Origin of the sequence: Levilactobacillus spicheri DSM 15429 (genome assembly GCF_001435095.1) — a bacterium.
In the GTDB taxonomy this organism is placed as follows: domain Bacteria; phylum Bacillota; class Bacilli; order Lactobacillales; family Lactobacillaceae; genus Levilactobacillus; species Levilactobacillus spicheri.
This window is the reverse complement of the sequence record NZ_AZFC01000035.1, coordinates 290241-303351: the sequence shown is the minus strand read 5'-3', so window position 1 is coordinate 303351 and position 13111 is coordinate 290241. Positions and strand designations below refer to the sequence as shown.

Annotated in this window: 11 protein-coding genes; 7 read left to right on the top strand and 4 right to left on the bottom strand. The window is 57.7% G+C overall.

Annotated elements, in window-relative coordinates; genetic code table 11:
- Positions 1-54: 54 nt before the first annotated feature.
- On the top strand, positions 55-678 hold the full coding sequence (locus FD37_RS10210; RefSeq protein WP_056965121.1) for a glycoside hydrolase family 73 protein: 624 nt from the start codon (positions 55-57) through the stop codon (positions 676-678).
- A 700-nt stretch (positions 679-1378) separates the two neighbouring features.
- Here the strand turns inward: FD37_RS10210 and FD37_RS10205 are convergent.
- Entirely contained in the window at positions 1379-2689 is a 1311-nt protein-coding gene (locus FD37_RS10205; RefSeq protein WP_056965119.1) for a serine hydrolase domain-containing protein, read from the bottom strand.
- Between the two features lie 354 nt (positions 2690-3043).
- On the opposite strand from FD37_RS10205, the gene FD37_RS10200 reads away from it, so the two are divergent.
- On the top strand, positions 3044-3796 hold the full coding sequence (locus FD37_RS10200; protein ID WP_056965118.1) for a TerC family protein: 753 nt from the start codon (positions 3044-3046) through the stop codon (positions 3794-3796).
- Positions 3797-3900: 104 nt separating this feature from the next.
- Positions 3901-4773, top strand: a complete 873-nt coding sequence (locus tag FD37_RS10195; RefSeq protein ID WP_056965116.1) for an NAD(P)-dependent oxidoreductase — start codon at positions 3901-3903, stop codon at positions 4771-4773.
- Between the two features lie 626 nt (positions 4774-5399).
- On the opposite strand, the gene FD37_RS10190 is transcribed toward FD37_RS10195, so the two are convergent.
- The 3 genes from FD37_RS10190 to trpX are packed head-to-tail and all read right to left on the bottom strand — an operon-like array spanning position 5400 to position 8054.
- Complete coding sequence (locus FD37_RS10190; protein ID WP_056965114.1) at positions 5400-6170, bottom strand: ABC transporter ATP-binding protein; 771 nt, start codon at positions 6168-6170, stop codon at positions 5400-5402.
- Positions 6163-7062, bottom strand: coding sequence for an ABC transporter permease (locus FD37_RS10185; protein ID WP_045808113.1), 900 nt, complete (start codon positions 7060-7062; stop codon positions 6163-6165). Before FD37_RS10185 ends, FD37_RS10190 begins: the two co-directional genes overlap by 8 nt.
- Entirely contained in the window at positions 7059-8054 is a 996-nt protein-coding gene (trpX, locus tag FD37_RS10180) for a tryptophan ABC transporter substrate-binding protein (RefSeq protein WP_056965113.1), read from the bottom strand. Before trpX ends, FD37_RS10185 begins: the two co-directional genes overlap by 4 nt.
- Before the next feature lie 421 nt (positions 8055-8475).
- On the opposite strand from trpX, the gene FD37_RS10175 reads away from it, so the two are divergent.
- From FD37_RS10175 to FD37_RS10160, 4 genes are all read left to right on the top strand, one after another.
- Positions 8476-9369: a DegV family protein gene (locus FD37_RS10175; protein ID WP_056965110.1), complete on the top strand. Its 894-nt coding sequence runs from the start codon at positions 8476-8478 to the stop codon at positions 9367-9369.
- 1036 nt (positions 9370-10405) lie between these two features.
- Positions 10406-11374, top strand: a complete 969-nt coding sequence (locus tag FD37_RS10170) for an ABC transporter substrate-binding protein (RefSeq protein WP_056965108.1) — start codon at positions 10406-10408, stop codon at positions 11372-11374.
- Between the two features lie 18 nt (positions 11375-11392).
- The gene (locus FD37_RS10165; RefSeq protein ID WP_056965106.1) at positions 11393-12358 is read left to right on the top strand and encodes an ABC transporter permease; all 966 of its coding nucleotides are present in this window, start codon (positions 11393-11395) and stop codon (positions 12356-12358) included.
- The gene (locus tag FD37_RS10160) at positions 12291-13058 is read left to right on the top strand and encodes an ABC transporter ATP-binding protein (RefSeq protein WP_045808118.1); all 768 of its coding nucleotides are present in this window, start codon (positions 12291-12293) and stop codon (positions 13056-13058) included. Before FD37_RS10165 ends, FD37_RS10160 begins: the two co-directional genes overlap by 68 nt.
- Positions 13059-13111: the final 53 nt, after the last annotated feature.

Sequence of the window (13111 nt, the reverse complement as noted above, 5' to 3'; positions counted from 1 at the left end):
AATCGTTGGCTCATGATTTTGACTCGTGGGCGACGATGAATTGGGGGGACATTGGTGCCAAAACGTCGTCGAACGCGTCGACAACATAATAGCCATCCCGTCGCGGCCACCTGGATCTTTGTGATGATCCTGCTGGTCTTGGGCGGGGGCATGTTGTTGCGTGGCAGAATTAAAACGGAAATTCAAGGGGGCGCCGTGACGCAGACCAGTAGCAGTACCGAATCCGGTCAAAGCGTCGCCCAGCAGCGCTTCATTAAAAAAATGGCGGCACCGGCCGTGCGGGTCTACCGCGAGAACGGGCAGGTCCTGCCCAGCATCGTGATTGCCCAGGCGATTCTCGAATCCAGCTGGGGGACCTCGGAGCTGTTCCTGCAGGCCAACAACCCGTTTGGGGTCAAGGGCGCCTATCAGGGACGAACCAAGAGTTTTCCGACCACGGAATACGTTAACAATAAAAAGGTCACAGTCAACGCTAATTTCCGGGATTATCCGACACTGACAGCTGCTATTTTAGACCATGATGCATTGTTAAAGCAAAACTACTTCAAGGGCACGGTGACGGACTACCGGACCGCGGCCAAGTTGCTGCAAAGCAACGGCTACGCGACGGATCCGCACTACGCCCGCAAGCTGATGAACGTCATCGCCACCTATAACTTAAACCAGTATGACACTTAACGGGCAAATGGCAATGGGGCAACAGGAACGGGTTCGCTGAGCGTTGCCTTTCAAGCAACGGCGGTTGGCGATGGCTTCCGCTCAGCGGGGCCGGGATGACCGTGGGCACGACTTGAAGCCCCGCAAATCACGTGGGTCTTAAAGGGCGGCCTGGCGGTAAGCTAGCTGGGCAACGCTGACCAACCACTATTTCTCCAGCAATCGTGATGTGGAGTCCCACCATTCACCATTAGGAACGGTGGTCACAGAGCGGTGGCGACACGAGTTCTGGTAGTCATCGCGAAAAATGTGAGTCAACTAGGTGATGTGTTCCAATCACCGTTGTTCCCTAATCAGTTCACCACAACTCGTAGAATCAGATGGTGCTGGTCGCCAGCTTGTCCCGTTTAGAAATGGTGATCACACCAGGTAAGCGGAACAGAGGCGACTTGATGGTCGTGGTGAAATTGATGTTACCGGGCGTTTTTGGCCCGGTTACATCAAGGCCGAGTTCTGAAGACCTGTGTGGGTTTCACAGGGCTTCAGAATCGTGCCCACCACGACCATCTTGCTCGCCGGCGTGGAGCGCCTGTTCCCATCTACCTGAATCGTTTCACCAATCTTAGAATCAAATAGAAAGCGTGGCGGGTCATCGCAAGTTGCGATGAGCCACCACGCTTTTTCTGATGGGCTTAGACGGATTCGTTAGAAAACGCCCGCCTTAGTTTTCGTTGTAATACCGGGCCAAGTCGTAGAGGGTCTCGCCCAACGAGTTGATGGAACGACTAGGTTCCTGGTTGGCGAAGAGGATCACACCGATCTTGTTGCCCTCAGTGCCGTAGTACAGGTCGTCGTAGCCGGCGCCGGTCAGGGATCCCCGGTCCCGCTTGATGCCGTTGCTGTAGTGGTACATCCCACCAGCGTAGGTGTAGGCACCGTTATCGGCGAGGTCTTGGTACTGGCTCTTGGTCAGCACTTTACCGTTCCGCAACCCCTTCTGGAAGGTGTAGTAGTCTTCCGGCGTGGAGTAGTAGTTGCTGGCCCCTAAGAGTGAGGACACCAGCTTCTGCGACACGGGCGCGTTCTGGTAGTCCTGCCCGTTCGAGAAGGTGTACCCCGAAGCCGTCATCTGGCTGGTCGGCAGGTTGTTCCACGCGTAGGTGTTGGTCAGCTTCAGCGGCTTGATGATCCGGTCTTGGACCAGTGAGTCGTAGGATTGACCGGCGACCTTGGACGCCACCGCGGCCAGCAACGTGTAGTTCGCGTTGGTGTAGTTGTAGGACTGATTACTCGAGGCCTTCAGTTGTTGTAACGTGTAGTTCAGCTGCGCGGCCTGGGTGGTCAGGACGGTGTTGGGCGTCGACTCACTCATGGAGATGCCGGAGCGGTGGTTCAACAGTTGCCGCAACGTGATGTTTTGGCTGTTGGCCACGCTCGGGTAGTACTTGCTTAACCGGTCGTTTAGCGACAGCTTATGGCTGCTGGCCAGTTGCTCGATGATGGCCCCCGTCATGACCTTTTGTAAGGACGCGATGGGGAACAGGGTGGTTGGCCCGTTAGCCGTTTGGCTGGAGTTGTCGGCATTGCCGATACTGATGCGGCTCGAACCGGTGTAGTAGTTGTTGAACAACATGGCCCGTCCCTTGAAGTGCGCCTTGTTCAGCAGCGCCGTGGCGTTACTGGAACGGCTGAACTTCTGCAGGGCCCGTTGATCGACCCAGCCGATGGACTTGCCGTACCACGAGAACTTGGCAAACGTGACCCCGTTGGACAACGTGGCCGTTTCGGTCACGCGCACGAAGCGGTGTTGCCAATTCTTCCCGCTGGCATCCCGCGTTTTGGCGGAACGCCTGGTGTAATACGGCCCGTAGTAGTAGATGCCGTCGTTGCGCTGCGATTGATTAAACCGGGCGTTGTAATCGGTCTTGCTGGAACTGGCAATTGTGAGGTAACTCTTGGCGCTGGCCGGCGCGGCGGGTAGGATTCCCCCGACCGTGATGGCGGCTGCGACCGCTAACAATAATTTCTTCAAAACGCCATTCTCTCCCCTTTTGTGGATAATGTTCACGAACATTCTACCGCGGATTAGTGACGAGTGGTTAACAGAATAATGGCTTTTTTGTTACAACTTGAACGGTTTATTTGGTGAATGAATGGTTGTGGGGCACCGATGCCGCGTTAAACGGGGGTTGGTGGTGGGCGCAAGCGCGTGAATGAGCGGCTGCGGGAGACCTTACGTTTTGGTAAAGGTTGCTCAAATTTGTGAATCATTTAACCGACAATTTGCCGGCGTTGTTAATTGCTTCGGCGAAGAACTGGCTAACGATGGGCAGCCTAACTATGGTAAAATGACTGGCGAATAGATGTGAAGGAGCTGAGAGATGCATTGTTACATTTTCTAGGCCAACTATACGGGCCGTTCTTCGATCTCCACAATTGGGAGACGGTCATTTCGACCGGCAACGACTGGCTAATTATCTTTTCGTTAGCCCTGATCGAGTGTTTGTTATCCGTGGATAACGCGGTGGTCCTGGCCGCCCAGACGCAATCGTTACCCACCCAAAAATTACGGGAGAAATCTCTGTTTTACGGTATCTGGGGGGCGTACCTCTTCCGGTTCATCATCATCGGACTGGGGACCTACCTGATCAACTTCTGGGAGATCAAGGTCATCGGGGCGTTGTACCTGGCCTTCCTGGTCTTTCAGTTCTTTACGCGGACACGGGTGAAGCACACCCGGAAGCTGGTCAGTGATCGCAAACACCGCATCCTGCCGCTCTTTTGGTCGGTCGTGCTGCAGATTGAAATGATGGACATCATCTTCTCCATCGATTCCGTGTTGGCGTCGCTGGCCATCTCGAGCAATCCCGTGATCGTGCTGATCGGGGGGATGATCGGGATTCTGGCCATGCGGGGCGTGGCCGAGGTCATCATGAAGCTGATGCGGCGGATTCCCGAGCTGGAGCCCATGGCCTACGTGCTGATTGGGCTGATTGCCATCAAGCTCTTCATCTCGATTCCGGCCATCGACATCGAGATTCCCGCGACGGTCTTTGGCCTGGTGGTCGTGGGCGCCATCGTCTTGACGCTGATCATTCACGCCATCCGGCAACGGCGCAAAAATGATGTGGCCCCTTAATGGGTCAGTTGCGTCGTTTATCCAGTGACCTTATGGGACCGAATTTACGACGGGCCGGGCACCGGACGGGTATCATGGAGGAAGACGACAAGGAGGTCGACAGTATGCAAATTGGATTTATTGGAACGGGTGTCATGGGCACCGGCATCATCAAGAACTTACTGAAGGCGGGGCATTCGGTCACGGTCTATAACCGGACGAAGGCCCACGCGCAACCGGTCTTAGACGCCGGGGCGACCTGGGTGGGCTCCCCGAAGGCCGTTGCGGCGGCCAGTCAGGTGACCATGACCATGGTGGGCTATCCGCAGGACGTCGAGGACGTCTACACCGGTGAGAACGGCATCTTTGCGGGGGCCCAACCGGACAGTCTGGTCGTCGACATGACCACCAGCACGCCCACGTTAGCGGTCAAACTGACCAAAATGGCGCACGAGCAGCACCTACTGGCGTTGGATGCGCCGGTGTCCGGCGGCGACGTGGGGGCCCAGAACGCGACGCTGACGGTGATGGTCGGCGGCGACAAATCGGCGTATGACCGTTTGTTGCCGGTCTTCCAGCAGATTGGCCAACGGGTCAACTACTTTGGCCTAGCCGGGAAGGGGCAACACACTAAGATGGCCAACCAGATCATGATCGCCGGCACCATGACGGGGCTGACCGAGATGTTGGTCTACGCCAAGGCGGCCGATCTGGACCTGCCCGAGGTCCTGACTACGTTAAGCAGCGGCGGGGCGGACAACTGGAGTATGGAAAATTACGTGCCCCGCATCCTGAAGGGGGATTACACGCCCGGTTTCTTCGCCAAGCACTTCCTGAAGGACCTGCGCATTGCGCTCCAGGAAGCGGACCGGATGCACCTGGACCTGCCGGCGACCCGGCAAGCCAAGCAGCTCTACGAGACCATGGTCGACGACCGGGGCCTCGGCAACGACGGTACGCAGGGCTTGATCAAACTGTACGAACAACCGCAGGACTAGCGATGCCATGAGAAAAGTGGTCGCTGGCGCGCTGTTCTGTCGGCTTCATTTTCCCGTGGTGGGCACGATTCCGAAGCCCCGAAAATCACGGGTCTCCGGAACTCGGCCTGATTGTAAGCCGGCAAAGGACGCCGACTAACAATCATGTCACCACGGGAAAAAACGCCGACGCCACTCTGCGGGCTGGATGAAGACCCTAACCAGGGTTGCGGGGTGGTCGTGTCCAACAACGTCATAGCAAGCTGGCGTGCCAATCGGCATATCACGAAAAATTACTAATCAGAATGATAGGTCCCAGCGGGATGGATTCAGTCAAAGCTCACGTTAATAGTTGCCGATTCATCCCGTTGGTGGCCAATTACACACTATGTTAGCGAAACAGAGGCGACTTGATGGTCGTGGTGAAATTGATGTTACCGGGCGTTTTATGCCCGGTTACATCAAGGCCGAGTTCTGGAGACCTGTGTGGGGTTCACAGGGCTTCAGAATCGTGCCCACCACGACCATCTTGCTCGCCGGCGTGCAGTGGCCATGACCGCCCACCGAGGCAGTCTTTAGATCTAACAGACGACATCAAAAAACGAGGTTGACCGGCTATCACGGGTCAACCTCGTTTTGCTGATAAGTTATTCGATTTCGGCGAAGAAGCTGTACAGCTTCTCGGTGGTCAGGGCCTGCTTCTCGGCACCGGCGACGTCGAAGGTGACCTGGCCGCGGTGCAACACGATTAGGCGGTTGCCGTAGGTCAGGGCGTCCTCGAGGTGGTGGGTGATCATCAAGCAGGTCAGCCGTTCCTGTTGGACCCGCTGGTTGGTCAGCTGCATCAGGTCATGGCTGGTCTGGGGGTCCAGCGCAGCCGTGTGTTCGTCGAGTAGGAGGACTTCCGGCCGCTTCAGGGTCGCCATCAGGAAGCTCAGCGCCTGGCGTTGGCCCCCGGAGAGGTTGCCGGTCGCCGTGCTCAGCCGCTGGTCCAGGCCGTTATGCATGGTGGCCGTCAGCTGGGCGTAGTGGTCCATCTCCCGGGCCAGTCGCCGGGGCGCTAACCCGCGGCGCTGTCCCCGTCGTTCGGCCAGCAAGAGATTTTCGGCCACGGTCATCCGGGGCGCCGTCCCCAGCTTCGGGTCTTGGAAGACCCGGCTCAGAAAACGGGTCCGCTTTTCGACGGAATCGTGGGTGATGTCCTTGCCGTGGAGCAGGATTTGCCCGGAGTCGATGGTCAGGTCGCCCCCGATGGCGTTGAACAGGGTCGATTTTCCGGCCCCGTTCGAGCCTAAAACGGTGATGAAGTCCCCGGCGTTCACGGTCAGGTTGAGGTGGTTCAGAATCGTGACCTCTTCGGGCGTGTTGCGGTTGACCTTGAGGACCACGTTTTTCAGTTCGAGTAATGGTTCAGTCATTGGTATCTAACCCCCGTTTCAAAATGTGCTTGAAGTTGAAGGCCCGCTTGAAGACCGGCAGCATCATGCACAGGGCCAAGACGATGGCGGACAGCAGGTTGAGGTCGTTGGCGTTGAAGCCCAGCTTCAGGACGATCAGCAGGACGAACCGGTAAAGGATACTCCCCAGGGTGACGGCGACCAGCCGCTGGTTGAGCGTCAGGTCCCCGAAGGCCACCTCACCGATGATGATGGAGGCCAGGGCGATGACGATGATGCCAATCCCCATGTTGACGTCGGCGTACCCGTTGTTTTGCGCAACCAGGGCCCCGCCAAAGGCAATCAGGCCGTTGGAGACCATCAGGCCCATGATCTTCATGTTGTCGGTGTTGATCCCGAGGGACCGGGCCATGGTCTGGTTATCCCCGGTGGCGATGAAGCCTTGGCCCAGCTGGGTCTGCAGGAAGTAGATGACCAGGCTGGTCACGACGACCATGACCACGATGCCCAAGACGACGCTGTCGAAGTACTGGGGCAGGTTTTCCAGGAAGGCATTTTTGAAAAGCGTGGCCTTACCCAGCAATGAAACGTTGGCCCGGCCCATGATCCGCAGGTTGACGGAGTAGCAGGCGGTCATGACCAGGATCCCAGCCAGCAGGATGGGGATGTGCCCCTTAGTGTAGAGCAGACCGGTGATTAGCCCCGCCAGACTGCCGACGATGAAGGCCAGCAGGGTGGCCACGATGGGCGACATCCCGTTACTGATGGCGGCGACACAGGTGGCCGCGCCCAGCGGGAACGTGCCTTCGACGGTCATGTCGGCAAAATCCAAGATTCTAAAGGTCAGGAACAGCCCGACCCCCAAGACGGCCCAGAGCAGGCCTTGGCCAATGGCGGATACGATTAAACTCATTTGAAGACCTCCCCATGTTGTTGTGCTTCGGTGACGACATCCTTTGGCAAGCTAATGCCTAACTTCTTGGCTTCGGCCAGGTTGACGGTCATCTCGCCGCGCCGTTCGAAGTGAATCGGCGTGGTGGCGGGGTTCTTGCCCCGTAAGACGGCGGCCGTCATTTTCCCGGTCTCGACGCCTAACTTGTACTGGTTGACACTTAAGGTGGCGAGTCCACCGGCCTTGACCATGGTGTCCACGGCGGGGAAGACCGGAATCTTCTTGGCGTTGGTGGTGGCGACCAGGGTCTGCATGGCGCTGGCGACGGTGTTATCGGTCGGCACGTAGACCGCATCGACCTGCGAGGCCATCTGCTGCGCGACCTGGTTCAGGTCGTTGGTGTTCGAGATGGAGTAGGCCTTCAACCGAACGTGCTCCTGCTTGCACAGGGCCGCGAACTGGTGGTACTGCGTGTTGGCCGAATCGTCCGACGACGTGTAGATGATGCCCAGCGTCTTCATGTCCGGCATGATCTTTTGAATCAGCTTCAGTTGGGCCTTCAGGGGCGCCTGATCGGAGACCCCGGTGACGTTGGTGCCCGGCCGGGTATTGCTCTTGACCAGGTCGGCACCCTTGGGGTCGGTGATGGCCCCCAGGACCACCGGCGTCGTGCTGGACGCGTTGGCCAGGGCTTGGGCGGCGGGCGTGGCGATCCCGATCATGACGTTGGCCCGTTCGTTCACGAAGCGGGCACTCATGGTTTTCAGGTTACTCTGATCATTTTCGGCGTTCTGAAAATCAATCTTCACGTTCTTGCCCACGTGGTAGCCTTCCTCGGCGAGCCCGTGGATGATGCCGCGGTGAATGGCATCCAGCGCGGGATGTGAGAGCAGCTGCAGGATCCCCACGGTCGGCGTGCCGGTGGTTTGCGCGTTGGTCTGGTGACTCTCCTTGACGTAGGCGAAGCCCAAGAAGAGGAGGAGAATGGCGATGAGTCCGTATAGACGTTTCATATCAAAAATCGACCTCATTTCAAATAATAGTAGGATTAACTGACAACGACGAAAGCGCTAGGCTAACAAAAAGGGCACTCGTTCCGCGCGAGTACCCCAAAACAAAAGGCCCGCTGGCGGATAAATCATCCGTGCGGGCCCATTTCAGCAGAAAGTTAGCCGGCGCAGATGCGAAGAGCACTCTGTGAGCTCAAGTCGCATCCACAACAGATTACGACTTGATTACCGGCTTTGCCAACGTCCATTTAAGTTAAGCGTAGACAGTTGCATATAACTTTCCTTCCTTCCGTTCATTTCGATTAAATTTAGTGTAAGACATCGCCGAAAAGCCGTCAACCCTCTTTTCAAGTTTTCCTGAAAATGCGCGTCGTGGGCATGGTATACTAGACCGCAGAATAGAAAGACAGAGGAGGCACCATTCGTGAAAATTGCCATCATGACGGATACCTCGGCGGGGATGACGCCCACCGAGGCCATAGCTCGGCAAGTGACTTTACTAGCGGCGCCAATTATGTTTGGCAACCGGCAGTATCATGAGTATCAAGACTTGACCCCCGCGGACTATTACCGGCTCTTGCGGTTGACCAAGTCGACTAAGTTGATTCCAACGGCGCCTCAGCTATCGATGCAAACGGTGCAGGCCACCTGTGACGACCTGGCGGCGCAGGGCGTGACCGACGTGATCGTGATTGGTCCCGCCAGCGGCATCTCGGGGTTCATCAACACCCTGTCGTCGTACGCCGAAACCATCACCAGTCTGCACGTCTGGCCCTGGGATTCCCGGGGCATCCTGACGGTCATGGGCGACCAGGTCCGCTTGGCCGCCGCGTTGGCCGAACGGGGCGCCGATGTTCAAACGATTCTGGGCCGTTTGGCGACCCTGCGGCAGACCATGCACGTGGGCTTCGCGGTGGACTCCATCAAGCCGCTGTTGCGGACGGGGGAGGTCAACCCGGGTCACGGTCCCAGCGGTGCCCAGTTGTTGGCGGGGAAACCCCTGCTGGTCTTTGAGCCGGACGGAAAGATCCGGGTCGCGGGCAGTGCCTTGCGTCTCAAGAACGCGCTGGGCGACCTGCTGGATCTATTGGCCCCGGATGTGGCGGCCCAGCCGACGCTCAAGGCGACGATCCTCAACGCCGACCAGCCGGAACTGGCGCAACAGTGGCTGATGGCGGCCCACGACCGCTTCCCGCAGACGTCCTTTGACGTGGCCCTGATTGGTCCCAGCTTCGGGGTCCACGTCGGTAACGGCGCCATGGGCCTGGCCTGGGGGCAAGATTACCGGGAACTGCTGGACCCGGCGACTGAGCGGTAGCTGGCGATGGCTTCCGCTCAGCTGGGCCGTGATGACCGTGGGCACGACTTCGAGCCACGCGAAAACCGCGTGTCTTGAAGCTCGGCCTTGTGGTAAGTCAGCTGAGGAACGTTGACTAACCACCATTTCACGGCTCTGGCCCAGCTGAGCTCCAGCAATCGTAACGTGGCGGTCATCCCCATAGCAGAGTGGCGTTTGTGTTTCTTTCCGTGGTGTCGTGATTGTTAGTCATCATGCGTGAGGCACCTATCCCAGTTTGGTGAGCGAAGCAACAGCGAGCCGTTTGCTAGCACCGTAACGACGGTGTTGCCACATTGTCGTCGTTGGTCAGGACATCATCTATCCCGCAACGTGGCGTCGGCGTTTTCCCCCGTGGTGAAATGATTGTTAGTCAGCGTCCTTTGCTGGCTTACAATCAGGCCGAGTTCTGGAAACTTGCCGGTTTTTGGCGAGGTTTCAGAATCGTGCCCACCTCGGGGGAATGAAGCCGACAGAACGTTGCGCCAGTTTTTACCAGGTTACCAGCCCGATTCTGACCGACCAGTAGGCACTGACCACGCCCAGTTTGCTCGCCGGCGGGCGGCGGCAATTTGCGCTTGAGAGCAGTTGATGAGAGCCAAATGAGAAAATAGGGGTTGACAGCTACTTTTCTTAATGGTTTACTTAGACTTGTAAATTGGAAATGAAAGGAAGATGCGTCATGTTAATTACGCCCCTCACTCATTTAAATCAGCAATTTGCCTTTAGCTTTTTCTTTAGGTAGCGTTTGTATTCACCTCGTTGGATACAAGCGCACGCAAACCACGCGTTTGTATCTATCGAATGGCTAAAGTTTTTCAGCATGACTTAACGCCAGATAGATACGGGTACATCTATCTGGAGAAAATATATCGGGCCCGATATGGCAACACCAGATGGATTCTACCGTGAATCTATTCTGGTGTTTTTTTGTTTTTCCAGCTACCCGCGGGACCAAGACGTTGGTGCCGCAGCGGTGACGGAGGACAGCCACTTAACTTAGAGGAGACCGATAAACATGAAAAAAATCGTATTGAGCAGCATCGTTTTAGGATTAGGTCTGTTACTGGCCGGTTGCAGCACTCAGGCCAGCAGCCGTCATAAGAGTTACTCGGTGGGGATCTTACAGATCGTCCAACACGGATCCCTGGATGAGGCCCGGCAAGGCTTCAAGGCGGGACTCAAGCAGGAACTCAAGGCCCACGGCAAGTCCACGACCGTCAAGTACCATTACCTGAACGCCCAGGGAGACCAAAGCAACCTGAACACCATGAGCCAACAATTGGTTCAACAAAAGAACGACTTGTTGTTGGGGATCGCCACGCCAGCCGCCCAAGCGCTGGCCAAGAAGACGACCACCACGCCGACCCTGGTCACGGCGGTCACTGACCTGAAGGCCGCGAGCCTGGTCAAAAGCGACAGTCAGCCTGGTACCAACGTCAGCGGGACCAGCGACCTCACGCCGGTCGGGTTACAACTCAAGCTTTTGAAGAGCCTCAGCAAGGGAAACAAGCCCCTCGGCATCATGTACAATTCCTCCGAGGAAAATTCTGTGTTGCAGGTCAAGTTGGCCAAGCAGTACGCTAAGCAGCACCATTTGACCTTAAAGGTGGTCAGTGCCACCAGCACCAACGACATCGCCAGTGTCCTCGCCGGATTAGAGGGGAAGATCTCCGGCCTGTACCTGCCGACCGACAACCTGATGGCCAGTGCCATGAAGACCATCGGCCAAAAGGCCAAGGCCGCGAAGCTGCCCGTTGTGACCGGCTCCATCGAAATGGCTGAGGACGGCGGGACCGCCACCTACGGCCTGAACTACTACGACCTGGGCAAGCAGACGGGGAAGATGGCTTACCAGGTGTTGGTCAACCACAAGAAGCCGCAAACCATGCCCGTCGAAACGGCGCAAAAGCTGCACCTGTACGTCAACCAGGCCAACACCCAGGCGATTGGCCTGAAGACCAGCCAAGTCAAGAGTCCCAAGTAACAGAAAGGAAGGTCCCATATGTTAGTGACTAGTATCGGCCAGGGCTTGCTCTGGGCACCGCTCGTAATCGGTGTATTCATCACGTTTCGCATCTTAGACATCCCCGATTTGACCACCGAGGGCAGCTTCCCGTTGGGGGCCGCCGTGACCATCAGCGCCATGCTGCAGGGTCGCTCGGCGCTGGTCGCCAGCCTCCTGGGGTTCCTCGCCGGCTGCGTGGCCGGTTGGCTCACTGGGATGTTGGACACCAAGTTGAAAATGCCGTCGTTACTGGCCGGCATCCTGACCATGACCGGCCTCTACTCGGTCAACATGCACATCATGGGGAAGGCCAACATTCCCCTGATGGACCAAACGGTGCTGACGGGGTACCTCCCCGCCGGCTGGTCGGTGAACCTGCAGACCATCGTGGTGGGCGCCGGCGTGACCCTGATCGTGGTGCTCGGCCTGATTTGGCTGTTCCAGACGCGTCTAGGCCTGTCGCTGATGGCGACCGGGAATAACCGGGCCATGAGTGCGGCCAACGGGATCTACACCGACCGGATGGTGATTATCGGGTACATGGTCTCCAACGGCTGCATCGCCCTGTCCGGGGCCCTGATTGCGCAGAGCAACGGGTACGCCGATATTGGCATGGGCATCGGGACCATCGTGATTGGCCTGGCCTCCGTGCTGGTCGGGGAGATCTTCCTCCACGGGCGGCGGATGTGGGTCCGGTTGACCGGGATGGTCCTGGGGGCCATCATCTACCGGTACCTGTTGACGCTGGCTATGGGGCTGGGGTTCCCGGTCGACGACCTCAAGATTTTATCCGCCATTATTTTAGTCATCGTGATTTGCCTGCCGTTATTACAAAATAAATACCGGACGCGCCAACAACTGCGCCGGTACCTCAATCAGATTGGAGTCGATGAACATGCCACAAACCGCCGTTTTGACCGTACAACATCTCCAGAAGGTCTTCTTTCCCGGGACGATAAATGAACGCCACGTCTTAAAGGACGTCAGCCTGGCCGTGGCGCCCGGTGACTTTATCTCGGTCATCGGCAACAACGGGGCGGGCAAGTCGACGCTCCTGAACACCATCGCGGGGACCCTGCCGACCGACGCCGGGGAACTCACGCTGGCCGGTCACCGGGTGACTCATCGACCGGTCGCTTACCGGGCCCGCTGGGTCTCCCGGGTCTTCCAGGACCCCAAGCTGGGCACGGCGGGGGACCTCAGTGTGGCCCAGAACCTGACCCTGGCGGAACGCCATACGGGAAGCCTGAGTCTGCGGCGCTACCAGCGAGCCGACCAGACGGCCCGCTACCGGGAGCTGCTGGCGACGCTGGAAATGGGGCTGGAGGACCGGCTGGACGCGCAGGTCAAGTACCTGTCGGGGGGCCAACGCCAGGCGTTGTCGCTTTTGATGGCGACGCTCAGCCATCCCCAACTCCTGTTGCTGGACGAGCACACCGCGGCCCTGGACCCGCAGACCAGTGCCAAGGTGATGGGCCTGACCGAAAAGATCGTCACGACCCAGCACCTGACCACGCTGATGATCACGCACAAGTTAAGCGACGCCCTGCGTTACGGCAACCGCCTGGTCATGGTCCAGGACGGCCAGATCAAGTTGGACGTCCGCGGGCGGGAGAAGCAAGCGTTGCGCCAAGAAGACCTGATGTCGTTGTTTATGGCCTAGCAGGCATGGTGTCAGACAACGCTGCCCGCCGGCGAGCAAGCGGACCAGTCTAA